Here is a 21,987-nt window from a genome sequence, read left to right as displayed (position 1 = left end):
AAGGGTTTCGCCGTTGCCTGCAATCGATACCGGGCTGCGACGCGTCTGCGTGCATTGGCAGAGCGCAGCCGTCGATGTCGCCCTGCCCGCCGAAATCCCTGTCGCCGTGTTGCTTCCGTCGATCGTCGACCTCCTCGGTGTCGACTGCCCCGACGGCGAAGCCGTGCGCTACCGCCTGTCGCCGCCGGCCGCGGCCGGCTTGGATCCGTCGATGACGCTGGCCCAGCACGGCATCGCTGACGGTGCGACCCTGCTGCTGAGCAGAGGCACCACACCGTTGCCCGGCCCCCGTTACTTCGATGTGGCGGACGCCGTCGCGGCCGCACTCGACCCGGCCACCGAGCCGCACCACGAATCCTTGCACCGGCACGCGGTCCGCCTGATCGGCGCGGCGGCGGCGATGCTGTTGACGGCGGCCGGAGGGCTGGTGATCCTGCGTAATGCGCTGAGCGGCAATGGGAGCCGTGATGCGGCCACGACCGCCGTATCACTCTTGTCCGCTGTCCTCACCCTTGGGCTGGCGACCATCGCGCACCGCGGCCATGGGGACCGGACCGCCGGGCTTGCGCTGAGCGCGATCGCGACGGCGTTCGCCGGGCTCGCCGGTTTCGTGGCGGTGCCGGGTGCGCCCGGCGTTCCCCACGTCTTGCTGGCCGCAGCCGCGGCCGCGGTCACCTCGGTGGTGGCGGTGCGCGTAACAAGCTGCAGCTCAGTCACTTTAACGGCCGTCTCGTGTTGCACGGGGGTGATCGCGCTGGCGGCGTTGGCGGGTGTGATCGGCGGGGCGCCATTGTGCGCCATCGCCTCGGCGGCGGGGGTGGTGTCGCTGGGCCTGCTCTCAGTGGCGCCGCGCGCATCGATCGCGCTGGCGGGGTTGGCGCCCCGGCTGGGAACATCCGGGGTGCCGAAGACCGACCCGGGCGACGCGGCCGTGCGCCGCCAAGCGGTGCGCGCCGACAGCTGGTTGACGGGTCTGCTGGCGGGATTGTCGGTATCGGCTGCCCTGGGAGCGATCGCCACCGTGCTCGCCGGAGCGCCGCGCCTGTCGTGCACCGCGTTCGGCACCCTCACCGCCGCGCTGTTGCTGCTGCGCTCCCCGTCCGCCGACATCAGACGAACGCTGGTGTTCGCGATCAGCGGAATCATCATCGCCGCAACGACATTCGGCGTGACCGCCGCGCGTTCGGCGGTGCACGTTCCCTGGGTCGCGGCCGCAACCACGGTGTCGGTCGTCGTGGCCATGTATTTCGGGTTCGTCGCCCCGGCGCGGCCCGCCTCGCCCGTCGTGCGCCGCGGCATCGGACAACTGGAATGGCTGGCGCTGGCCGCGATGGTTCCCTTGACCTGCTGGATATGTGGACTCTACGGCGCGATCCGCGGTGTGAGCCTCCGATGATGAGCCCGCGCGCCGGTCGCCTGCTGACGGTGTCGGCGCTGACGCTGGCGGCCGCGCTCGGAAGCCCGACGGCGCAGGCTGTTTCGCCCCCGGACGTCGACGACAGGTGGTTGCCCATACCGGCGCGGCCGGCGCCCCCGTGGCCGACCACACAACGCGAGGTCTGCGCCACGCTGACTGCCGACTCGGGACCGGGCCGCAACCGACCGGCGAATCTCGGCAACCTGTCGGCGGTGTGGCAACTCAGCCGCGGCACCGGACAGCGGGTCGCGGTCATCGACACCGGCATCTCGCGACATCGGCGACTGCCCGATGTGGTGCCCGGGGGTGACTACGTATCCACCGGCGACGGCACGCAGGATTGCGATGCGCACGGCACTCTGGTGGCCGGAATCATCGCGGCCACAACGGAGTCCAAGTCCGACGGTTTCAGCGGGGTGGCACCGGAGGCCACCTTGATCAGCATTCGCCAGTCCAGTGCCAAATTCGCCCCGACCGGCGACCGATCCCGGATCGGGGTCGGCGATGTCGACACCATGGCGAAGGCCGTCCGGACGGCCGCCGACCTGGGGGCCTCGGTGATCAACATTTCCTCGGTGGCGTGCACACCGGCGGCCCGGGCGCCCGATGACCGTGCGTTGGGTGCCGCACTGGCTTACGCCGTCGACGTCAAGAATGCCGTCGTCGTGGCCGCGGCGGGCAACACCGGCGGCGCCGGACAGTGCCCGCCCCAACGTGGCGATGCCACCTGGCAGACCCTCACGGTGACCGTCAGTCCCGCCTGGTACGACGACTACGTGCTGACCGTCGGGTCGGTCAAAGCCGACGGGACGCCCTCGCCGTTCACCCTGGCCGGTCCCTGGGTGGATGTCGCCGCGCCGGGTGAGGCGGTGCCGTCACTCACGCCGGACCCGGTGTCCGGCACCAGCTATGCCGCCCCGATGGTCAGCGGGCTGGCCGCGCTGATCCGCGCTCGCTTCCCGGCGCTGACCGCCCGCCAGGTGATGCAGCGCATCAAGGCGACGGCGCGTCATCCACCCGCGGGGTGGGATCCCCTCGTCGGCAACGGCACCATCGACCCGCTCGCCGCGGTCAGCGCCGGCACCGGCGCACCGGCCGACAGGCCCGCCCCATCGCCGGCGCCCGCGCCGATCGCAGCGCCGGCGCCGGTCGGGCCGCGCGATTCCCGCGCCCGGGACACCGCCCTGCGTGGGGCCGCGATCTGCCTGGTTGCGCTGACGATCGCGGTGGCCGCCGGGGCCGCCCGAGGCCGCCTACGGCGAGCCCGCGACCGCATCGCGGGCGATTGAGGCGTTCCGCCGGCTCAGCTCCGGGCCGGCCGGCAACAGCGTGAGCAGCGGCCACGGCGCCGGCGCCGCGTCGGTGAGACCGAGGTCGCGCGCGGCGTCGTCGTCGTGAACGGCGAACCGGACGCCGGTGTCGGTGATCAGGTAGCGGGTGCCGGCGCCGTCGCCCGCCCGCACGTAGGCGCTTCGCCCGGCCGGAACGTACGCGGCGTCCAGCGCGGGGCCGTCACCGTCGGCTTGCGCCAAGGCCACCGGCGTCCGGCCGGCCGGGATGGGCAGCCCGGCCTCCGCCATTAAGGCGACGCCGGTTCTCTTTCCCTCCCAGCTCGCGCACAACGTGCCGGCGGGATCTGAGAACGTCGGCGGCCGGTCGGGAAAGAGGGCGACCGGCAGCTCGGTGACGACGGGCGCGGACCGGATGGCGTCGGGGGCGACGGTGACGGCGTTGGTCGTGCCCTGCGGGTTGCTGAAGCGCAGCAGGTCGGCGGCAACCTGGCCGATGCGTTGCACCCCGGCGACCAGCACCGCGTAATACTCGTCGCCGTCGGCGCGTGTGATGCGAAGCACACTGCCGACCGGAAGCCCGGGCAGTCCCGGCGCCCTGGTGCCGCTGCCGCGGATCCGCGGCGGCGCGATCGGCGGCACCTCCGGCACGGCGTTCAGCAACGCTGGCGAGACGGTCACCGGCGCCCGGCGCTCGAGGCGCAGCGCGCGCACGACAGCAGCGTCGTCGAGGTTCACCAGCGCGCGGTGGCCGTCGTAGAGCAAATAGGCCGGCGAACCCGCGGCCGTCGCCACCAGGATCGCTTCCCCGCCGGTCACCCGGTGCGCCGGTGGCGCCTCGGAGCGTGGGCCGATGATGACGGCCGTGGCGGTGCTGGCGTCGGTGCTAGCGCATATCGCCCAATCCGTATCGTCCGGGGACAGCGGCCTGCCCAGAGACTCCGGTGCCCCCGGAATGCCCAGCAGCGGACCGCGTTTGGTGGTGCTCAAATCGGAATCGGTGACCGGCTGGGGGTTGGCGGCCGTCGCCGCGATGAGCCGGGCCGAAGCCAGGTTGAGCACCGGATGCCAGACGTCGCCCACCCGGACGAAGAGGGCACCGGATTCACGGCTCATCACGATGCGCGCGCGGTCGAGCGCCACGTGTGGTCGCAGCACCGCCAGCAGCGCGCAGCCGGCCAGGGCGACAGCGGTGAGTACACATCCGCACAGCAGCGATACCCGGCGCCCACGCGAGCCGGGCCAGGCCGCCCCTACCCCCTCGCCCAGCAGCGCGCCTTCGACGCGCCGCAGCAAATATCGGTGAGCGCTGACCTGCACCCACGTGGCCGGCCGAGGCGGCACGAGATCTCCCCATCCGATGAATCCGTCGACGCCCACGCTACGGCGCCGTTTCGCACCGTCAGAGCGGTTATCCACAGGTCGCGGGCGTTTCGGTTGACCGGAAATTGGGTAAAATCGCCCGGTGAAAACTCACCGCACACGTACCCTTCGGGCGGGCACCGCGCGGTCAGCAGGCCGCTTGCTCGGTCTGGGTGCGTCTGCCCTGGTTATCGCCGCTGGCCTGCTCGCAACCCCCGCCGCGGCGCCCACGGCCTCCGCCGACGACTGCCCGGACGTCGAGGTCATCTTCGCCCGCGGCACCAACGAGCCCCCCGGCCTGGGCCGGGTCGGCGACGCGCTGGTCGACTCGCTGCGCCAGCAGACGGGCGGCCTGAACATCCTGCCCTACGGGGTGAACTACGCCGCCAGCAAGCTGCAGCTGCACGGCGGCGACGGCGCCAACGACACCATCGACCGGGTCAAGAAGAGCGTGGAGAAGTGCCCCAACACCAAGATCGTGCTGGGCGGCTACTCCCAGGGCGCCTCCGTGATGGACATCGTGGCCGGGGTCCCCATCGGCGGCATCAGCTGGGGCAACACCCTGCCCGCGCAATACGCCAACGACATCGCCGCCGTCGTGACCTTCGGTGACGTGGCCGACCGCGCCGGAGGGTCGCTACCCACCAAGAGCGCGATGCTGGGCTCCAAGGCCGCCGACTATTGCAACCCCAACGACCCGATCTGTCACGCGGGCGAGGGCAACGAGTGGAGCGGGCACACCGAGGGCTACGTCCCCGTCTACACCACCCAGGCTGCGGCGTTCGTCGCGCAGAAACTGGCGGCCGCCGGCCTGGGCCAGCAGTCACCCGCCTTCGGTCCGCCCCTGGGCCCCGGCTACGGCCCGCAGCAACCCGGCTACGGCCAGCAGTCGCCGGTTAACGGGCAGACCCCCGGTTCGGGCCCGTCGATTCACGACGGGGGTCCGGGGCCCGCAACCGGCCCGGTCGTCCCGACCACGGCCGCACCGCAAGCACCTCTCGTCTAAATCGTTACCGTCGGGTTATCAACGCCCCCTTAACATCGCTGTGTGAGGCTTATCCCGTTAGGGCTGGGCATCGGAATTGGCGCGACGGGCGCGTTATTGATTGCCCCCCAATTGGTTCCGCATGCGTCGGCATCGTGCCCCGGCGTTGAAGTGGTGTTTGCCCGAGGCACCGACGAGCCGCCAGGTGTCGGCAAGGTGGGTGGCGCCTTCGTCAGCTCGTTGCGCGAGCAGACTCGCAAAAGCGTTGGCGCATATGGGTGAACTACCCGGCAAGCAAGGACTTTCTGGCAGCCGCCAACGGCGCCAATGACGCCAGCGCCCACATCCAGCAGATGGCCGCCAACTGCCCCGGCACCAAACTGGTGCTGGGCGGGTATTCGCAGGGCGCCGCCGTTGTCGATATCGTCACGGCCGCACCGGTGTCCGGCCTCGGCTACCGCCAGCCGCTGCCGCCCGGGGCCGCCGATCACGTCGCGGCGGTCGCGCTGTTCGGCAACCCGTCCGGCCGGGCGGGTCAACTGATGAGCGCCCTGTCCCCCAACTTCGAGGGCAAGACCATCGACCTGTGCAACCCGGGCGACCCGATCTGCTCGTCGGGCATGCAGTGGAGCTCGCACCTGGGCTACGTGCCCGGATTGACCAACAAGGCTGCGACTTTCGTGGCGTCCCGGGTCTAGCGCGAGCGGATGTCGCGGGTGATCAGGTTGCGCGCGGCCAGCTGGTCATCGGGCGGGTAGTCCACGGCGACCAGCGAAAGCCCGTGCGCGGGCGCGGCGGCGAAGTCACTGGATCGCTCGGTGGCACTGAGCAATTCGCGGCAATAGGACACCGGGCGGCGGTGTTCGCCGACGGCCAGCAGCGCCCCGACCAGTGAGCGCACCATCGACCAGCAGAACGCGTCGGCGCTGACCTGTGCGGTGATCAGGTCGCCGTCGCGGGTCCACTCCAGGCGCTGCAGATCGCGGATGGTGGTGGCGTTCTCGCGATGACGGCAGAACGCGGCGAAATCGTGCAGTCCCAACAGGTCTCGTGACGCCGTCGCCATGGCCTCGACGTCCAGGGGGCGAGGCCACGCGGTGACGTAGCGGGCCTGCAGCGGCTGCACCCCCCAGGGCGCCGTCGAGAGCCGGTACTCGTAGTGACGACGCAGCGCCGAGAACCGGGCGTCGAAACCCGCCGGCGCGCGGGTGATGTCGACGACCCGGACGTCGGTGGGCAGGAATCGACCCAGCCGGCGCAGCAGCGGTCCGAACTCCGGCTCACCGACGTGCGGTGCGCGCGGATAGGCGTTGGGCAGTGCGTCGGCCGGCACGTCGACGTGGGCCACCTGCCCGGTCGCGTGCACGCCGGCGTCGGTGCGGCCCGCCGCGCGCAGGCGCACCGGCGTGCGGAAGACCGTCGTCAGCGCCTCGTCGAGAATCCCGGCCACGGTCCGCTGGCCGGCCTGAGTGGCCCAGCCCGCGAAACCGGTTCCGTCGTAGGCGATATCGAGCCGCAGACGGACGTCCTCGCTAACTCTCGTCAGCCTCGTCAGCCTCTTCGGCCTTCTCGGCCTCGGCCCGCGCCTCGATGGCCTCGTCGTGCTTTTCTTCGGCGGCGGCCTCCGCCTCCGTGGCCTGCGAAACCTCGGGTGCCTCCGTGGTCTCCTCGGCCGTGGCCTCCTCGGCCGTGGGGCCGACGGCTTCGGAGGGCTCGACGGCCGCCTGAGGCGCCGCCGCCGCGGCGACCGGGGCGTCGGACTTCTTGGAAGCCTTCACCCGTCGCGCCCGGTCGGCCTCGGAGGTGACCGTCTTCTCCCGCACCAGCTCGATCACGGCCATGGGGGCGTTGTCGCCCTTGCGCGGCTCGACCTTGATGATGCGGGTGTAGCCGCCGTTGCGGTCGGCGTAAAACGGGCCGATCTCCGCGAACAGCGCGTGCACCACGTCCTTGTCGCGGATCTTCTTCAGCACCTCGCGACGGTTGTGCAGCGCACCCTTTTTCGCGTGCGTGATCAGCTTCTCCGCGTACGGCCGCAACGCCCGCGCCTTGGGCTCGGTCGTCTTGATCCGGCCGTGCTCGAACAGGGAGGTGGCCAGGTTGGCGAGCAGCGCCTTCTGGTGCGAAGACGACCCGCCGAGGCGAGGTCCCTTGGTGGGCTTGGGCATTGCGACTATCTCCTTGAAGTGGCCGGCCCCCGTATCAGGTAGGGCCGGGACGGACTTTCGTCAGTTGTGTCCGGTTCCTCAGCGGCCGCTGCACGGCCGCATCGTCGCCGGACGGCCGTTACAGCTGTTCGGTTTCGGCGTAGTCCTGGTCGTCGTAGGACGCCTCGGAAGACCAGGTGCCGGTGGCGACGTCGTAACCCGCGACCTGCGAGGGGTCGAAGCTCGGCGGGCTGTCCTTGAGCGACAGGCCCAGCTGGTGCAGCTTGACCTTCACCTCGTCGATGGACTTCTGACCGAAGTTGCGGATGTCGAGCAGGTCGGACTCGGTGCGGCTGACCAGCTCGCCGACGGTGTGCACGCCCTCGCGCTTGAGGCAGTTGTAGGAGCGCACCGTCAGGTCCAGGTCGTCGATCGGCAGCGCGAACGACGCGATGTGGTCGGCCTCGGCCGGCGACGGCCCGATCTCGATGCCCTCGGCCTCGACGTTGAGTTCGCGTGCCAGACCGAACAATTCGACCAGGGTCTTGCCCGCCGACGCCAGCGCGTCGCGGGGGTTGATCGAGCTCTTGGTCTCGACGTCCAGGATCAGCTTGTCGAAGTCGGTGCGCTGCTCGACACGGGTGGCGTCCACCTTGTAGGTGACCTTGAGCACCGGCGAATAGATGGAATCGACCGGGATGCGGCCGATTTCGGCACCCGAGGCGCGGTTCTGCACGGCGGGCACGTAGCCGCGGCCGCGCTCGACGACGAGCTCGACCTCGAGCTTGCCCTTGTCGTTCAGCGTCGCGATGTGCAGGTCGGGGTTGTGCACCGTGACACCGGCGGGCGGCACGATGTCGCCCGCGGTGACCTCACCCGGGCCCTGCTTGCGCAGGTACATGGTGACCGGCTCGTCCTCCTCGGAGGACACCACCAGGCTCTTGAGGTTCAAGATGATCGCGGTGACGTCTTCCTTGACGCCCGGCACGGTGGTGAACTCGTGCAGCACGCCGTCGATGCGGATGCTGGTGACGGCCGCACCCGGAATCGAGGACAGCAGCGTGCGGCGCAACGAATTGCCCAGGGTGTAACCGAATCCCGGCTCCAGCGGCTCGATGACGAACTGGGAGCGGCTGTCGGTGAGGACTTCCTCCGACAATGTGGGTCGCTGAGAGATCAGCATGGTGTTTCTTCTTCTCCTTCTCGGCACCCGCTATTTGATGCCGCTGTGTTGCCCGCTCCGACCCGCTGCGCCCGGCTTCGCCGCGCTTGCGATCGTCGCAGACCTGCGCCGGTTCAGCGCAGGGGGTCTTTACTTCGAGTAGAACTCGACGATGAGCTGCTCGGCGAGCGGCACGTCGATCTGCGCCCGCTCGGGCAGCTGGTGGACGAGGATGCGCTGACGCTCCCCCACCACCTGCAACCAGCTCGGGATCGGGCGGTCGCCCGCGGTCTCCCGCGCGATCTGGAACGGCACGTTGTTCAGCGAGCCGTCCCGCACGTCGATGATGTCGTACTGCGACACCCGGTAGCTCGGGACGTTGACGTGCACACCATTGACGCTGAAGTGTCCGTGGCTGACCAGCTGACGCGCCATCCGGCGGGTGCGAGCCAGGCCGGCGCGGTACACGACATTGTCCAGCCGGCTTTCCAGGATGCGCAGCAGCTCTTCGCCGGTCTTGCCGGGCTGGCGCACGGCCTCTTCGTAGTAGCGACGGAACTGCTTTTCCATCACGCCGTAGGTGAAGCGGGCCTTCTGCTTCTCCTGCAGCTGCAGCAGGTATTCGCTTTCCTTGATCCGCGCGCGGCCGTGCTGGCCGGGCGGGTAGGGGCGCTTCTCGAACGCCTGGTCGCCGCCGACGAGGTCGGTGCGCAACCGGCGCGACTTGCGGGTGACGGGTCCGGTGTAACGAGCCATTGGGTTCTTTTCCTCCTAGACCCTGCGTCGCTTCGGGGGGCGAACGCCGTTGTGCGGCTGGGGGGTGACGTCGGAGATCGCGCCGACCTCCAGACCGGCGGCCTGCAGCGACCGGATCGCCGTCTCCCGGCCCGAGCCCGGGCCCTTCACGAACACGTCGACCTTCTTCACGCCGTGCTCCTGCGCCTTGCGGGCCGCGTTCTCGGCGGCCAGCTGCGCGGCGAACGGCGTCGACTTCCGCGAGCCCTTGAACCCGACGTGACCCGACGACGCCCAGGCGATGACGTTGCCCTGCGGATCGGTGATGGTCACGATCGTGTTGTTGAACGTGCTCTTGATGTGGGCGGCGCCGTGCGGGACGTTCTTCTTTTCCCGGCGACGGGTCTTCTGCCCCTTCTTGGGGGCGGAGGCTGCCTTCTTGGCTGGTGGCATGGGGGGTTACCTGGCCTTCTTCTTGCCGGCGATGGTGCGCTTGGGGCCCTTGCGGGTGCGCGCGTTGGTCTTGGTCCGCTGGCCGCGCACCGGCAGGCCGCGGCGGTGCCGCAGGCCCTGGTAGCAGCCGATTTCGATCTTGCGCCGGATGTCGGCCTGAACCTCGCGGCGCAGGTCACCCTCCACCTTCAGGTTCGCTTCGATGTAGTCACGCAAGTGGGTCAGCTGGTCGTCGGTCAGGTCCCGGGTGCGCAGGTTCCGGTCGATGCCGGTGGCTTCCAGGATCTCGTTCGACCGGGTGCGGCCGACGCCGAAAATGTAGGTCAGGGCGATCTCCATCCGCTTGTCACGCGGAAGGTCGACGCCTACTAGTCGAGCCATGGGTGGCGTTTCCTCTTTTTTTCTAGGCGGAGGTCTGTTCCCAGCCCGTTCCCGGTCCCACCTGGGTGTTACCGGGGCCCGGCCTCCGACCGGACGTGGATGAGCGACGCTGATTCGTCTTTTTTGGCGCTTGGCGCGCCAGGCAGCTCAGTGGTGCTGGGAGGTCTGCATTCAGTTGTGTTCGGTTGGATCGTCCGACTCCTCCTCAGTCCGTTCACGGACTGCATCGTCGCCGGACGGTGCTGGGGCAGGTCAGCCCTGGCGCTGCTTGTGGCGCGGATCGGAGCAGATCACCATGACCCGCCCATGCCGACGGATCACCCTGCACTTGTCACAGATTGGCTTGACGCTCGGGTTCACCTTCACGGCTGTTCGATCCTGTTCTGTCTATTCGTAGGTTGTTGGAGCTCAGGCGCGGTTACTTGTACCGGTACACGATGCGGCCGCGGGACAGGTCGTAGGGAGACAACTCCACCACCACCCGGTCCTCCGGCAGGATGCGGATGTAGTGCTGCCGCATCTTGCCGCTGATGTGGGCAAGCACCTTGTGGCCGTTCTCCAGCTCAATGCGGAACATCGCATTGGGCAGCGGCTCGACCACCCGGCCTTCCACCTCGATGGCGCCGTCCTTCTTGGCCATAACTAGTTAAGAATCCTCGTCGTATAGTTTCGTTCTCGTCTGCGCCTAGTCGACGCGACAGTGCACCGACTTGGAACGTGAGCCGGTGACAGGAAATTCCTAGGGACTTGGCACACAAAAAGTCGGCGCGGATGCCGCACCGTTGTTCCACGATACCTGGTTATTGCCCTCCACCAAAATCGCTGCCGGCGGAACGCGGCCCGCCAGCTCGACCTCCCGCACGGCCGCTGACGAGCGCATACTTAACGCCGATGACTAACCCCTCGGCCCCCTCGGGCCCGCCAGAGGCCGCAGCGCAACCGCGCAAGCCCGTCATGCTGACCGTCGACGACGATCCCTCGGTGTCCCGGGCGGTCGCCCGCGACCTGCGCCGCCACTACGGCGAGCAACACCGGATCGTGCGCGCGGAATCCGGGCCCGACGCCCTGGGCACGCTCAAGGAGCTCAAACTGCGCGGCGAGACCGTCGCGCTGCTCATCGCCGACTACCGGATGCCGCAGATGAGCGGCATCGAGTTCCTCGAGCAGGCGATGGACCTGTATCCCGCGGCCCGCCGGGTGCTGCTGACCGCCTACGCCGACACCCACGCCGCCATCGACGCGATCAACGTCGTCGACCTGGACCACTACCTGCTCAAGCCGTGGGATCCCCCGGAGGAGAAGTTCTACCCGGTCATCGACGGGCTGCTGGACGCCTGGCGCGCCGCGCCCGAGCACCCCATCCCGCACACCAAGGTGATCGGCCACCGCTGGTCGGCGCGGTCGTGGCAGGTCCGCGACTTCCTGGCCCGCAACGGCCTCTACTACACCTGGTTCATGGCCGACGAGCCCGCCGGCGAGCGGCTGCTCAGCGCGGCCGGCGAGGACGGCAGGCGACTGCCGGTGGTCATCACCCAGCGCGGCGACACCCTGGTCGAGCCCACCGATGCGCAGCTGGCCGAGACGCTGGGCCTGACCACCACGCCGTCGCAGGAGTTCTACGACCTGATCGTGGTCGGCGGTGGGCCCGCCGGCCTGGCCGCCGCCGTGTACGGCGCCTCCGAGGGGCTGCGCACCGTGCTCATCGAGCACATCGCCACCGGCGGCCAGGCCGGGCAGAGCTCGCGCATCGAGAACTATTTGGGCTTCCCCGACGGGGTCTCGGGCGGGCAGCTGGCCGACCGGGCGCGGCGGCAGGCGGAAAAATTCGGCGCCGAGCTGATCACCGCGCGTAAGGCCGTCGCCCTCGAGGTGAACGGATCCAAGCGCACCGTGCGGTTCGCCGACGGCGGCTCGATCGACGCGCACGCCGTCATCCTGGCCACCGGGGTGTCCTACCGCCAGCTGCAGGCGGAGGGCTGCACCGAGCTGACCGGCTGCGGCGTGTACTACGGCGCGGCCATCTCGGTCGCCCCGGAGTGCGAAGACGAAGAGGTCTACGTGATCGGCGGGGCGAATTCGGCCGGCCAGGCCGCGATGTACCTGTCGCGGACGGCCAAGTCCGTCAACATCGTGGTGCGCGCCCCGTCGCTGGAGGCGTCGATGTCCTACTACCTCATCCAGCAGATCGAGGCGAACCCCAAGATCAACGTGCTGACCTGCACCGAGGTGCAGCGCGCCACCGGCGACGGCCACCTCGAGCAGCTGAGGCTGGTGAACAACCGCACCGGGGAGATCGAGGACGTCACCTGCGCGCGGATGTTCATCTTCATCGGCGCCGCCCCGCGCACCGACTGGCTCGACGGGGTGCTGGCCCGCGACGACCACGGTTTCATCCTGACCGGACCGGACCTGCGCAACGTGTGCGGCTGGACGTTGGAACGCCCGCCGCATCACCTGGAAACCAGCGTGCCCGGCGTGTTCGCCACCGGCGACGTCCGCTCGACCTCGGCCAAACGGGTCGCCGCCGCCGTCGGTGAAGGGTCGATGGCCGTCATGCTGGTCCACCGCTACCTGGCCGAGAGCTAGGAGGGGTATGACCGGCTCCGAATCGACCAAGGTGCCCTGTCAGCCCGACGAGCTGCGCAGCCTGTTCCTGTTCGAGGCGCTCACCGACGAGCAGCTCGCGGTGCTGTGCGCCAACGGCCACATTCAGCACTACGAACCCGGTCCGATCTGCGTCGAGGGCGAGCCGGCGACCTGCTTCTACGTCTTGATCGACGGGGAGCTCACCATGAGCAAGCTCTCCGGCGGCCAGGACATCGAGACCAACCGCACCTCGCAGCGCGGCGTGTATTGCGGGGCGTGGCGGGCGTTCACCGGCGGCAAGCAGAAGAGCTACGACGCCTCGGTACACGTGACCAAGCCGTCGCGCTTCTTCGTGATGGACGCGCCGGTGTTCGCCCAGTTCATGCGGGACCAGTTCCCGATGGCGGTGCATCTGCTCGACGGCATCGCCGTCGGCACCGACCGGACCCGCCGGATCATCGACAACCGAGAGAAGCTGCTGGCGCTGGGCCGGTTGTCGGCCGGGCTGACGCACCAGCTGAACAACCCCGCGGCGGCGATCTCGAGGTCCGCGGCGGATCTGCGCGAACGGGTGGCCAACATGCGCCACAAGCTGGCGATGCTGGCCGACGGGACCATCACCCCCGAGGCGCTCAGCGCCCTGGTGCGGCTGCAGGAGCGGGTCGCCGAGCAGGTCGCCAAGTCCGCTGCTCCAGGATCGGGGCAGCATTTGACCGCGCTCGAGACCTCCGACCGGGAGGACGCCGTCGGCGACTGGCTGGAAGAGCACGGCATCGACGGCGGTTGGGACATCGCCCCGACGTTCGTCGAGGGCGGCATCGACACCGATTGGCTGGAGCGGATCTCCGCGGTCACCGAGGAACTCGCATCGACATCGCTGGAGCAGGCGATCCGTTGGATCAACTACACCATCGAGAGCGAGCTGCTGATGAATCAGATTCTGGAAGCCAGCAAACGGATTTCGGCGCTGGTCGCCGACGCCAAGCAGTATTCGCAGATGGATCGCGCCCCGTTCCAGGTGACCAACGTGCACGACCTGCTGCGCAGCACCCTGGTGATGTTCGCCGACCGGTTGACCAAGGACGGCGGCAAGGACGGCGGCAAGGGCGCGAAGGCGATCACCGTCGTCAAGGACTTCGACCAGACCCTTCCCGAAATCCCTTGCTACCCAGGCGATCTCAATCAGGTGTGGACCAACATCATCGACAACGCGATCGCCGCCATGCGCGACACCGGTGGCACCCTGACCATCCGCACCTGCGCCGAAGGCGACAACCTGGCCCGCATCGAAATCTGCGACACCGGCCCGGGCATACCCGAGGACATCCGCGAACACATCTTCGAGCCGTTCTTCACCACCAAACCCTTCGGCGAGGGCACCGGGCTGGGCCTGGACCTGGCGTTCAACATCGTGGTGAAGAAGCATCGCGGCGACCTGCGGGTGGAGTCGGTGCCCGGCGACACCCGGTTCATCGTGCTGCTCCCGCTCACGGCGCCCGCCGCCGACGTCGCGGCCACCGATCTCGACGATGCCGACGAGGATCTGGCCGTTTCGGAATAGCTTTCGCGGGGCGCGGGTTGGGAACAACCATGACCGATGCTGCGAGCAAACCCAATCTCGGCCGGTTCGGATCGTTCGGACGCGGCGTCACCCCCGAGCAGGCCAGGGACATCGAGGCGCTGGGCTACGGCGCCGTGTGGGTCGGCGGTTCACCCCCCGCCGAGCTGGCCTGGGTCGAACCCCTCCTGGAAGCGACCACGACGTTGCAGGTGGGCACCGGCATCGTCAACATCTGGACCGCGGCCGCAGGGCCCGTGGCCGAATCCTTCCACCGCATCGAGGCGGCCTACCCCGGCCGGTTCCTGCTGGGCATCGGCGTCGGGCATCCCGAGGCGCACACCGAGTACCGCAAGCCCTACGACGCGCTGTCCGACTACCTCAAGCAGCTCGACGACTACGGCGTGCCCGCCCACCGCCGGGTGGTGGCGGCGCTGGGCCCGCGCGTGCTCAAGCTGTCCGCGGAGCGCTCGGCCGGCGCGCACCCCTACCTGACCACCCCCGAACACACCGCGCGGGCCCGCGAGCTGATCGGGCCGTCGGCCTTCCTGGCGCCCGAGCACAAGGTCGTGCTGACCACCGACGCCGAGAAGGCACGGGCGGTCGGCCGCAAGGCGCTCGACATCTATTTCAACCTCGCCAACTACCGAAACAACTGGAAGCGGCTGGGTTTCACCGAGGACGAGGTCACCCGGCCCGGCAGCGACCGCCTGGTGGACGCGGTGGTGGCGTATGGCACCGTGGACCAGATCGCGGCGCGGCTGAACGAGCACCTCGACGCCGGCGCCGATCACGTCCCCGTGCAGGTCCTGACAAAGGATGAAAACCTGGTCTCGGCGCTGGCCGAACTGGCGGGGCCACTGGGGTTGAAGCAGTCCTGAGACCGTAGGGGGAGCCCAGATGACCGAGGGAGTTTCACTCAAGCCCGAACTCGGCCGGTTCGGCGTGTGGCTGCCCACCCGATCCATCTCCGCGGATTTGGCGGCGGGCATCGAATCGCTGGGGTACGGCGCCGCCTGGATCGGTGGCTCACCGGACGCCGAGCTGTCCTGGGCCGAGCCGGCCCTGGCGGCGACGACGTCGCTGCAACTGGCCACCGGGATCGTCAACATCTGGACGGCGCCCGCCGGGGCCGTCGCGGAGTCCTTCCGGCGGATCGAAAGCGCGCACCCGGGAAGGTTTTTGCTGGGCGTCGGGGTGGGCCACCCCGAACACACCGAGGAATACGTCAAGCCGTACGACGCCCTGGTCTCCTACCTCGACGAACTCGATGCCGCCCTGGTGCCGACCAGCCGGCGGGTGCTCGCCGCGCTGGGCCCGCGGGTGCTGCGGCTCGCGGCGCAGCGCAGCGCCGGTGCCCATCCCTACCTGACGACGCCCGAACACACGGCGAAGGCGCGCGAGTTGCTCGGCGGGGCAGTGTATTTGGCGCCCGAACACAAGGTGGTGCTCACCACCGACGCGGAGCGGGCGCGCGCGATCGGGCGCCAGACGGTCGAGTTCTACCTGGGCCTGAGCAACTACGTGAACAACTGGCTGCGGCTGGGCTTCACCGAGGCCGACGTGCGCAAACCCGGTAGCGACAGGCTGATCGACGCGGTGGTCGCCTACGGCACCCCCGACGACATCGCGGCGCGGCTGGGCGAACACCTGCAGGCCGGCGCCGACCACGTGGCGATCCAGGTGCTCGGCGCCCACGACGAGGAGACGCTGCTACCTGCGCTGAGCGAATTGGCCGGAGCTCTGGGGCTGACTGGCGCAAACTGACCGATCGGCTCGGTTAGGGTTTGGGCATGCGGTTACTGGTCACCGGCGGCGCTGGATTCATCGGCGCCAACTTCGTGCACAGCACGGTCCGCGAACACCCCGAGGATTCCGTCACGGTGCTCGACGCCCTGACCTATGCGGGTCGGCGTGAGTCGCTGGCCGACGTCGAGGACTCGATCGAGCTGGTGGTCGGCGACATCACCGACGCCGAGCTGGTGTCGCGGTTGGTCGCCGAATCCGACGCGGTGGTGCACTTCGCCGCGGAGAGCCACGTCGACAACGCGCTGGAGGGCCCCGAGCCGTTCCTGCACACCAACGTCGTCGGCACCTTCACCATTCTCGAGGCCGTACGGCGTTACGGCGTGCGGCTGCACCACATCTCGACCGACGAGGTCTACGGCGACCTGGAGCTCGACGACCCCCAGCGATTCACCGAGGCGACGCCCTACAACCCGTCCAGCCCGTATTCGGCGACCAAGGCCGCCGCCGACATGCTGGTGCGGGCGTGGGTGCGCTCCTACGGCGTGCGCGCGACGATCTCCAACTGCTCCAACAACTACGGGCCGTATCAGCACGTGGAGAAGTTCATCCCGCGCCAGATCACCAACGTCCTCACCGGCCGGCGGCCCAAGCTGTACGGCACCGGGGCCAACGTCCGCGACTGGATCCACGTCGACGACCACAACAGCGCGGTCCGCCGCATCCTGGACTCCGGCGAGATCGGGCGCACCTACCTGATCAGCTCCGAAGGCGAGCGCGACAACCTGACCGTGCTGCGCACGCTGCTGCAGATGATGGGCCGCGAGCCCGACGACTTCGACCACGTCACCGATCGCGTCGGCCACGATCTGCGTTACGCCATCGACCCGTCGACGCTGTACGACGAATTATGTTGGGCGCCAAAGCATACCGACTTCGAGGAGGGTCTGCGTGCCACCATTGACTGGTATCGCGCGAACGAATCGTGGTGGCGTCCGTTGAAAGACGCTTCGGAAGCCCGCTACGAAGAGCGTGGGCAGTAGCGTGGAAGTTCGCGAACTGAAGATCCCCGGCGCCTGGGAGATCACCCCTACCGTGCACGGCGATTCGCGCGGACACTTCTTCGAATGGTTCGCCGACAAGGGATTCAGCTCCTTCGCCGGTCATCGGCTGGACGTCCGGCAGGCCAACTGCTCGGTGTCCGCGGCGGGTGTTTTGCGCGGATTGCACTACGCCCAGGTGCCACCGAGCCAGGCCAAGTACGTGACCTGCGTTCGCGGTTCGGTGTTCGACGTGGTCGTCGACATCCGGGAGGGCTCGCCGACCTTCGGGCAGTGGGACTCCGTGCTGCTCGACGACTCCGATCACCGGACGATCTACCTGTCCGAAGGCCTGGGCCACGGCTTCCTGGCCCTGCAAGACGATTCGACGGTGATGTATCTGTGCTCGGCGGAATACAACCCGCAGCGCGAACACACCATTTGCGCGACCGATCCGGCGTTGGCCATCGACTGGCCGCTGGTGGACGGGGCGGCGCCCAACCTGTCCGATCGCGACGCCGCGGCGCCCAGCTTCGCAGAGGCGCGCGCCTCGGGGCTGCTGCCCACCTGGGAAGAGACGAAGGCGTTCGTCGACGGCCTGCGCGGCTGACCGCGCGCAGCCATGGGCTTGAGCCCCAACGCTCTTGGCGCTCATCGGGCGCAAAACGGCGCCGCCCTGGTCACCGGCCTGTTGGACACATATTTAATAGCGCTGCGGTTGCGGTCACCGAATCGGGCGAGTACCGTCAACCGGCCCTCATCGCTGGCGGGTGAGGCTAAGATTGCGCCGATGATTCCGATGATGCCCAGCGCGGACGGCGGGCGACGCCGATGAAGCTCGGGCAGGTCTTCGATCCGCGAAGCAATGCGCTCAACGCGTGGCGGTTGGCGCTCGCGGCCGAGGTCATCTTTTGGCACACCTACCCGGTTCGGGGTCATCTGCCGTCACTGCGGGCCGTTCTGCAGCTACTGCTGTCCGTAGGGGTGGACGGGTTCTTCGCGATTTCGGGATTCCTCATCACCGCGAGCTGGCTGAGCAACCCCAAGCTGCGCGCCTACCTCGCCGCCCGGGCCCTGCGCATCCTGCCCGGCTTCTACGTCTGCATGATCGTGACCGCCTTCGTGTTCGCCCCGCTCAGCGTGGCGATCCAGGGCGGTTCGCCGGCGAAGCTGCTGTTCTCATTCGCGCCGTTCGAATACGTGCTGAAAAACGCCGCGGTCTTGTGGCTCAAGCCCGACGTCGGTGGCACCCCGCTCGACATTCCCAGTGCGGGCATCTGGAACGCGTCGCTGTGGTCCCTGTTCTGGGAGATCATGTGCTATCTGGTCGTCGCCGCCATCGGCGTGGCCGGACTGGCCAACCGCAGGTGGGTTTCGCCGGTGATATTGGTGGTGGCGGCGATCGGGGCGTCGATGATGCCGCCCGTCACCTTCCCCGAGGTGTTCAATCGGCCGACGGGCAACGTGGGCATCGTCCTGGTCTTCATGGCGTGCCGGGCCGCGATCATGTTCGCCGCGGGGGCGCTGCTCTATCAGTGGCGGGACGTGATCCCCGCGCGCTGGTGGCTGGTCGCGGTGAGCGTGGTGATCGTGCTGGTGGCCGGCCAGCTGCCGGATTACCGGGTGGTTGCCGCCGTTCCGCTGGCCTACGCCGTCATCGTCTCCGGGTCCCTGCTGCACAACCGGCGATTGCGATTGCGCACGGACCTGTCCTACGGCATGTACATCTATGCGTACCCGACCCAGCAGCTGCTGGCGGTCCTCGGGTTGCTCAGCCTCAATCCGATCGTGTTCTGCCTGACCGTGGCCGTGGCCACCCTGCCGCTGGCCGCTGCGAGCTGGTTCCTGGTCGAAAAGCCGGCGAGGTCGCTGAAGGCCCGGCTCAAACGGAGATCCGTCGGCTCCCGCGAGCAAGCGGCCCTGGCGATGCCGCCGGAGGTACCCGGTGCCGTTTAGCCATCGTCGTTGCAATTCAAGGACGCGAGACGCCGCGCCGCGGGCAAAGAATCGCGGGGCCACGACCTGATCGAGGCCAGCGCGAGCGTCAGCGTCAAAGTGTCCGCGGCCCGTACGATGGCGCCGACGGCGAGTGGTGTGTGGGGGTGGAGGGCTGGATGAAGCTAGGGCAGGTTTTCGATCCGCGAAGAAACGCGCTCAACGCACTTCGGTTGGTGTTGGCGGCCGAGGTGATGCTCTTCCACTCCTGGCCATGCACCGGCCATATGCCCCCGAAGGCAACGCTGCAGCTTTTCTTCTCGGTGGGCGTTGACGGATTTTTCGCGATCTCCGGCTTTCTCATCACCCGCAGTTGGCTGACCGACCCCCGACTGCGTGACTATCTCACCGCCCGCGCGTTGCGGATCCTGCCCGGCTTCTACGTGTGCCTGGTCGTGACCGCGTTCGTCTTCGCCCCGCTCAGCATGGTGATCCAGGGCGGTTCGGCCGCCAAGCTGCTCGGTTCCACCGCCCCGCTCCAGTACGTCCTGAAGAACAGCGCGATCGCTTACCTGCAGCCGACCATCGACGGAACGCTGCACGGCGTGCCGGGTGGACCCGCGTGGAACGGTTCGATGTGGTCGCTGATCTGGGAACTGCTGTGCTACGTGTTCGTTGCCGCCATCGGCGTGGCGGGGCTGGCCAATCGCCGGTGGATATCCCCCGCTGTTCTGGTGGTGGCGACACTGGCGGCGCTGGTGGTCCCGCCCCTGACCTTTCCCGGCGTGTGGACCATTCCGCAGCTCGCGGTGCGCGCGGCCATCATGTTCTCCGCCGGTGCCCTGCTGTATCAGTGGCGAGACGTCATCCCCGCCCGCTGGTCGCTGGTCGCGGTGTGCGTCGTCATCGTCATCGCGGCCGGCTTCCTGCCCGATTACCGGGTGGTCGGCGCGCTTCCGCTGGCCTACGCCGTCGTCGTCACCGGCTCCCTGCTCAAGAGCGAACGGTTGAGGCTGCGCACCGACCTGTCCTACGGCGTCTATATCTACGCATTCCCGGCCCAGCAATTGCTGGCCGTAACCGGGCTCGCGACGCGCCTGCACCCGGTGCTGTTCTTCCTTGCCGCGGTGACGGCCACTCTGCCACTGGCCGCGGCGAGCTGGTTCCTCATCGAGAAACCCTCGATGTCCCTCAAGCGCCGGCTCCGGATCAAGTGGTCGGCCCCGGTGACGTCCAGCTCCGACGAGCCAGGGCCGGTCAGCAGGGCCGACGCCCTGGCCGACCAGCCGGCTCCGGAGGCCCCGGGCGCCGCCTAGTCTGCTCGCTGTCCCTCAAACGCCGCCTCAAACGGAGGTGGTCTGGCGCGCTCGAAGCCAAAGGCGGCCGCCAAACCCCCATAGCACCAGCGTGATCACCTCGGCCGTCACGCTGACGGCCGCGTACGGCGCCGGGTCCCAGCCGCGCTCAAAGAAGCCGGAGAGCCCGACGGTGCGCGACATGACGAACGCGACCAGCGAGCCGCCCGCCACCGCGGCGCCCGCCCAGCGCAGCCAGGCCGGCCCGCCGATCAGGATCAGCAGCGCGAGCGCGAACGACACGCTGGCCTGCGCCAGGAATGCCGCGCCGATCATCGGAATGTGGTGGTAGCCATGGACATAGAGATAGGCGTGGCTGGCGGCGGCGACGGCCAGCGACACGGCGAGGCCGAGCCGCACCAGGATGTTCGCCAAACTCATTGCAGCGTCCGCTCCTTTAAGGCCAAGGCGGTCTCTCCCCTGGTGTAGCTGACCTCGCGGATGCCCAGCGCGTCGCGCAGCTTGCCGGCGGGCAGCGTGACCGGCTTGGGCGCCGGCCCGTCACCCGGTCGCGGCAGTGGGTACGCGGTGGTGGTTGCGCTGTAGAAGGTCACGTTGCCTTCGGTCTTGGAAAACAGTTGGTGGACATGGCCGTTGAGGCAGGTGACGGAGGAGAAGCGGCGCAGGTAGCTCAGCGCCTGGGTCGCGTCGTCGGTGCCCCAGCCCCATTGCGGGTACATGGCGAACAGCGGGATGTGGCTGAACACGATGATGGGGGTATCGCTGGACAGGCGGGCGACGTCCTTCTTGACGAACTCCAGCTGATCGGCGCCCAGGTGGCCGAGCTTGTGCAGGTTCAGGGTATTGACCAGCGCGATCAGGTGCACGCCGGCGATGTCGAGGCTGTACCACCCGTCGCCGATCGAGCCGGCGCCGAACGCGTTTCGGTACTTCTGCCCCGCGTCGTCGATCGAGTCGTGCTCCCCGGGCACGGTCAGCACGTGCGGCGTCTTGAGGCCGCTCATCATCTGCTTCACCTGGTCGAACTGTTCCGGGCTGGACAGGTGGGTGAGGTCGCCGGTGTGGATGACGAAATCCGGTGTGTATCCGAGGTTGTTGACCTGATCGATCGCGTGGCCGAACGTCGAGGTGACATCCGGGTTGGGTGCTCCGGTGAAACCGAGGTGGCTGTCGCTGATCTGGGCGAATCGCAGGGTGGGCCGTCCCGCCGCGTGCGCAGCCTTGGCGTCGCCGGCGGCATGGGAGATGACCTCGCCGCCGGCCACCGCGAATCCGACCGCCGCTCCGAACCAGGCCGTGTGCCGGATGAGCTGGCGGCGGGTCATGCCGTTCGCATGCTCACTCATCCCGTCACCACCACGGTGCCACGCATCATCGGGTGGATCGAGCAGACGTAGTCGAAAGTCCCTGCGGCGGCGAAGGTATGGGTGAAGGTCGCTCCGGTGCCCATGCCGGGTGAGTGAAACGAGCCGTCGCTTGCGGCCACCGTATGAGGCTCTTCGTCGCGGTTGGTCCAGGTGACGGTGGTCCCGGCGGTGACGGTCAAAGAGGCGGGTTGGAACGCGAAGCCGTCGATGGTGACCTCATTGCCGCGCACGGGAGCCGCCGGCGCGGTGATCGACACCTCGGTCGTGGGCGCCGCGGTGTTCGCCACCGGCCGGGGCTGGGAGCAACCGGCCAATGCCAACACACCCGCGGCCGGCACGATCGCCAAACATCTTCGAAGCATGGGGATATCCATGCCCAGAGATATGGCGGCGGGTTACACCGCTCAGGCCGGCCGCTCGGGGCGCGCCGGGGCGAACACCTCGATGCCGCCGTTCGCCTCGCGAACCATCAATGCCGGCAAGGGCTTTGGCGCTATCGGCAATTGAT

General features: G+C 68.7%; 23 protein-coding genes and 2 pseudogenes. 12 read left to right on the top strand and 13 right to left on the bottom strand.

The genetic code is table 11. The annotated features are described in order from the left end of the window. Nucleotides 1–13 precede the first annotated feature (13 nt). The gene (gene eccD / locus A5622_RS18400) at nucleotides 14–1,396 is read left to right on the top strand and encodes a type VII secretion integral membrane protein EccD (protein ID WP_066880447.1); all 1,383 of its coding nucleotides are present in this window, start codon (nucleotides 14–16) and stop codon (nucleotides 1,394–1,396) included. Next, complete coding sequence (gene mycP, locus A5622_RS18395; protein WP_066880446.1) at nucleotides 1,393–2,706, top strand: type VII secretion-associated serine protease mycosin; 1,314 nt, start codon at nucleotides 1,393–1,395, stop codon at nucleotides 2,704–2,706. Before eccD ends, mycP begins: the two co-directional genes overlap by 4 nt. On the opposite strand, the gene eccB is transcribed toward mycP, so the two are convergent. After that, a complete protein-coding gene (gene eccB, locus A5622_RS18390; RefSeq protein ID WP_066880453.1) occupies nucleotides 2,671–4,050 on the bottom strand; it encodes a type VII secretion protein EccB in 1,380 nt (459 codons plus the stop codon). The two genes, mycP and eccB, sit on opposite strands and share 36 nt — an antisense overlap. A 121-nt stretch (nucleotides 4,051–4,171) precedes the next feature. Between eccB and A5622_RS18385 the strand changes: the two genes are divergently transcribed. After that, on the top strand, nucleotides 4,172–5,074 hold the full coding sequence (locus A5622_RS18385; RefSeq protein ID WP_197497996.1) for a cutinase family protein: 903 nt from the start codon (nucleotides 4,172–4,174) through the stop codon (nucleotides 5,072–5,074). Between the two features lie 42 nt (nucleotides 5,075–5,116). Beyond that, a pseudogene (locus tag A5622_RS18380) lies at nucleotides 5,117–5,751 on the top strand (cutinase family protein). Here the strand turns inward: A5622_RS18380 and truA are convergent. The 8 genes from truA to infA all read right to left on the bottom strand — a co-directional run bounded on the left by truA (nucleotide 5,748) and on the right by infA (nucleotide 10,571). Then, nucleotides 5,748–6,608: a tRNA pseudouridine(38-40) synthase TruA gene (gene truA / locus A5622_RS18375; protein WP_082994627.1), complete on the bottom strand. Its 861-nt coding sequence runs from the start codon at nucleotides 6,606–6,608 to the stop codon at nucleotides 5,748–5,750. The pseudogene A5622_RS18380 and the gene truA overlap by 4 nt on opposite strands. Next, nucleotides 6,586–7,221 (bottom strand): 50S ribosomal protein L17, encoded by a 636-nt coding sequence (rplQ, locus tag A5622_RS18370; RefSeq protein ID WP_066866270.1) that lies wholly within the window; start codon nucleotides 7,219–7,221, stop codon nucleotides 6,586–6,588. The genes truA and rplQ overlap by 23 nt, the downstream gene beginning before the upstream one ends. Before the next feature lie 118 nt (nucleotides 7,222–7,339). Continuing rightward, a complete protein-coding gene (locus tag A5622_RS18365; protein ID WP_007773471.1) occupies nucleotides 7,340–8,383 on the bottom strand; it encodes a DNA-directed RNA polymerase subunit alpha in 1,044 nt (347 codons plus the stop codon). A 129-nt stretch (nucleotides 8,384–8,512) separates the two neighbouring features. Next, the gene (rpsD, locus tag A5622_RS18360; protein ID WP_066866267.1) at nucleotides 8,513–9,118 is read right to left on the bottom strand and encodes a 30S ribosomal protein S4; all 606 of its coding nucleotides are present in this window, start codon (nucleotides 9,116–9,118) and stop codon (nucleotides 8,513–8,515) included. 15 nt (nucleotides 9,119–9,133) lie between these two features. Next, nucleotides 9,134–9,550 (bottom strand): 30S ribosomal protein S11, encoded by a 417-nt coding sequence (rpsK, locus tag A5622_RS18355; protein WP_008260256.1) that lies wholly within the window; start codon nucleotides 9,548–9,550, stop codon nucleotides 9,134–9,136. A 6-nt stretch (nucleotides 9,551–9,556) separates the two neighbouring features. Next, nucleotides 9,557–9,931: a 30S ribosomal protein S13 gene (gene rpsM, locus A5622_RS18350; protein WP_066880444.1), complete on the bottom strand. Its 375-nt coding sequence runs from the start codon at nucleotides 9,929–9,931 to the stop codon at nucleotides 9,557–9,559. A 252-nt stretch (nucleotides 9,932–10,183) separates the two neighbouring features. Then, nucleotides 10,184–10,297, bottom strand: coding sequence for a 50S ribosomal protein L36 (rpmJ, locus tag A5622_RS28460; protein WP_003879483.1), 114 nt, complete (start codon nucleotides 10,295–10,297; stop codon nucleotides 10,184–10,186). Nucleotides 10,298–10,349: 52 nt separating this feature from the next. Continuing rightward, on the bottom strand, nucleotides 10,350–10,571 hold the full coding sequence (gene infA / locus A5622_RS18345) for a translation initiation factor IF-1 (RefSeq protein ID WP_003418601.1): 222 nt from the start codon (nucleotides 10,569–10,571) through the stop codon (nucleotides 10,350–10,352). Nucleotides 10,572–10,822: 251 nt separating this feature from the next. Here infA and A5622_RS18340 point away from each other — a divergent pair, with 251 nt between their 5' ends. The 8 genes from A5622_RS18340 to A5622_RS18305 all read left to right on the top strand — a co-directional run bounded on the left by A5622_RS18340 (nucleotide 10,823) and on the right by A5622_RS18305 (nucleotide 20,112). Beyond that, nucleotides 10,823–12,517: an FAD-dependent oxidoreductase gene (locus A5622_RS18340; RefSeq protein WP_066866265.1), complete on the top strand. Its 1,695-nt coding sequence runs from the start codon at nucleotides 10,823–10,825 to the stop codon at nucleotides 12,515–12,517. Nucleotides 12,518–12,524: 7 nt separating this feature from the next. Then, on the top strand, nucleotides 12,525–14,078 hold the full coding sequence (locus A5622_RS18335; protein ID WP_066880443.1) for an ATP-binding protein: 1,554 nt from the start codon (nucleotides 12,525–12,527) through the stop codon (nucleotides 14,076–14,078). Between the two features lie 29 nt (nucleotides 14,079–14,107). Continuing rightward, nucleotides 14,108–14,956, top strand: coding sequence for an LLM class F420-dependent oxidoreductase (locus tag A5622_RS18330; RefSeq protein WP_066866261.1), 849 nt, complete (start codon nucleotides 14,108–14,110; stop codon nucleotides 14,954–14,956). Between the two features lie 19 nt (nucleotides 14,957–14,975). Continuing rightward, nucleotides 14,976–15,842 (top strand): LLM class F420-dependent oxidoreductase, encoded by an 867-nt coding sequence (locus A5622_RS18325; protein WP_066880442.1) that lies wholly within the window; start codon nucleotides 14,976–14,978, stop codon nucleotides 15,840–15,842. A gap of 26 nt (nucleotides 15,843–15,868) precedes the next feature. Beyond that, on the top strand, nucleotides 15,869–16,864 hold the full coding sequence (rfbB, locus tag A5622_RS18320; RefSeq protein ID WP_066866257.1) for a dTDP-glucose 4,6-dehydratase: 996 nt from the start codon (nucleotides 15,869–15,871) through the stop codon (nucleotides 16,862–16,864). A 1-nt stretch (nucleotide 16,865) separates the two neighbouring features. Beyond that, nucleotides 16,866–17,471 (top strand): dTDP-4-dehydrorhamnose 3,5-epimerase, encoded by a 606-nt coding sequence (gene rfbC / locus A5622_RS18315; protein WP_066866255.1) that lies wholly within the window; start codon nucleotides 16,866–16,868, stop codon nucleotides 17,469–17,471. Nucleotides 17,472–17,692: 221 nt separating this feature from the next. Next, nucleotides 17,693–18,817, top strand: a complete 1,125-nt coding sequence (locus A5622_RS18310) for an acyltransferase (RefSeq protein WP_066866253.1) — start codon at nucleotides 17,693–17,695, stop codon at nucleotides 18,815–18,817. Nucleotides 18,818–18,975: 158 nt separating this feature from the next. Next, nucleotides 18,976–20,112: an acyltransferase gene (locus tag A5622_RS18305; protein ID WP_066880452.1), complete on the top strand. Its 1,137-nt coding sequence runs from the start codon at nucleotides 18,976–18,978 to the stop codon at nucleotides 20,110–20,112. A gap of 27 nt (nucleotides 20,113–20,139) precedes the next feature. Here A5622_RS18305 and A5622_RS29285 read toward each other — a convergent pair whose 3' ends face one another. The 4 genes and pseudogenes from A5622_RS29285 to A5622_RS29280 all read right to left on the bottom strand — a co-directional run. Next, nucleotides 20,140–20,532, bottom strand: coding sequence for a hypothetical protein (locus A5622_RS29285; RefSeq protein ID WP_066866251.1), 393 nt, complete (start codon nucleotides 20,530–20,532; stop codon nucleotides 20,140–20,142). After that, entirely contained in the window at nucleotides 20,529–21,458 is a 930-nt protein-coding gene (locus A5622_RS18295; protein ID WP_066880441.1) for a metallophosphoesterase, read from the bottom strand. The genes A5622_RS29285 and A5622_RS18295 overlap by 4 nt, the downstream gene beginning before the upstream one ends. Beyond that, the gene (locus A5622_RS18290) at nucleotides 21,455–21,841 is read right to left on the bottom strand and encodes a cupredoxin family copper-binding protein (RefSeq protein ID WP_066880451.1); all 387 of its coding nucleotides are present in this window, start codon (nucleotides 21,839–21,841) and stop codon (nucleotides 21,455–21,457) included. Before A5622_RS18290 ends, A5622_RS18295 begins: the two co-directional genes overlap by 4 nt. Before the next feature lie 42 nt (nucleotides 21,842–21,883). Beyond that, a pseudogene (locus A5622_RS29280) lies at nucleotides 21,884–21,987 on the bottom strand (Rieske (2Fe-2S) protein); the annotation flags it as partial.

It is taken from the genome of Mycobacterium sp. 1245801.1 (assembly GCF_001673055.1).
In the GTDB taxonomy this organism is placed as follows: Bacteria; Actinomycetota; Actinomycetes; order Mycobacteriales; family Mycobacteriaceae; genus Mycobacterium; species Mycobacterium europaeum_A.
This window is presented reverse-complemented; position numbering and strand designations above follow the sequence as displayed.

Excerpts from the sequence above, each read along its gene's own strand:
- rpsD (WP_066866267.1), bottom strand. The coding sequence starts at position 9,118 with ATGGCTCGTTACACCGGACCCGTCACCCGCAAGTCGCGCCGGTTGCGC.
- A5622_RS18335 (WP_066880443.1), top strand. The coding sequence starts at position 12,525 with ATGACCGGCTCCGAATCGACCAAGGTGCCCTGTCAGCCCGACGAGCTG.
- A5622_RS18365 (WP_007773471.1), bottom strand. The coding sequence starts at position 8,383 with ATGCTGATCTCTCAGCGACCCACATTGTCGGAGGAAGTCCTCACCGAC.
- rfbB (WP_066866257.1), top strand. The coding sequence starts at position 15,869 with ATGCGGTTACTGGTCACCGGCGGCGCTGGATTCATCGGCGCCAACTTC.
- A5622_RS18325 (WP_066880442.1), top strand. The coding sequence starts at position 14,976 with ATGACCGAGGGAGTTTCACTCAAGCCCGAACTCGGCCGGTTCGGCGTG.
- rplQ (WP_066866270.1), bottom strand. The coding sequence starts at position 7,221 with ATGCCCAAGCCCACCAAGGGACCTCGCCTCGGCGGGTCGTCTTCGCAC.
- A5622_RS18305 (WP_066880452.1), top strand. The coding sequence starts at position 18,976 with ATGAAGCTAGGGCAGGTTTTCGATCCGCGAAGAAACGCGCTCAACGCA.
- infA (WP_003418601.1), bottom strand. The coding sequence starts at position 10,571 with ATGGCCAAGAAGGACGGCGCCATCGAGGTGGAAGGCCGGGTGGTCGAG.
- A5622_RS18310 (WP_066866253.1), top strand. The coding sequence starts at position 17,693 with ATGAAGCTCGGGCAGGTCTTCGATCCGCGAAGCAATGCGCTCAACGCG.
- A5622_RS18295 (WP_066880441.1), bottom strand. The coding sequence starts at position 21,458 with ATGAGTGAGCATGCGAACGGCATGACCCGCCGCCAGCTCATCCGGCAC.
- A5622_RS29285 (WP_066866251.1), bottom strand. The coding sequence starts at position 20,532 with ATGAGTTTGGCGAACATCCTGGTGCGGCTCGGCCTCGCCGTGTCGCTG.
- A5622_RS18330 (WP_066866261.1), top strand. The coding sequence starts at position 14,108 with ATGACCGATGCTGCGAGCAAACCCAATCTCGGCCGGTTCGGATCGTTC.
- mycP (WP_066880446.1), top strand. The coding sequence starts at position 1,393 with ATGATGAGCCCGCGCGCCGGTCGCCTGCTGACGGTGTCGGCGCTGACG.
- A5622_RS18340 (WP_066866265.1), top strand. The coding sequence starts at position 10,823 with ATGACTAACCCCTCGGCCCCCTCGGGCCCGCCAGAGGCCGCAGCGCAA.
- A5622_RS18290 (WP_066880451.1), bottom strand. The coding sequence starts at position 21,841 with ATGCTTCGAAGATGTTTGGCGATCGTGCCGGCCGCGGGTGTGTTGGCA.
- rpsK (WP_008260256.1), bottom strand. The coding sequence starts at position 9,550 with ATGCCACCAGCCAAGAAGGCAGCCTCCGCCCCCAAGAAGGGGCAGAAG.
- rpsM (WP_066880444.1), bottom strand. The coding sequence starts at position 9,931 with ATGGCTCGACTAGTAGGCGTCGACCTTCCGCGTGACAAGCGGATGGAG.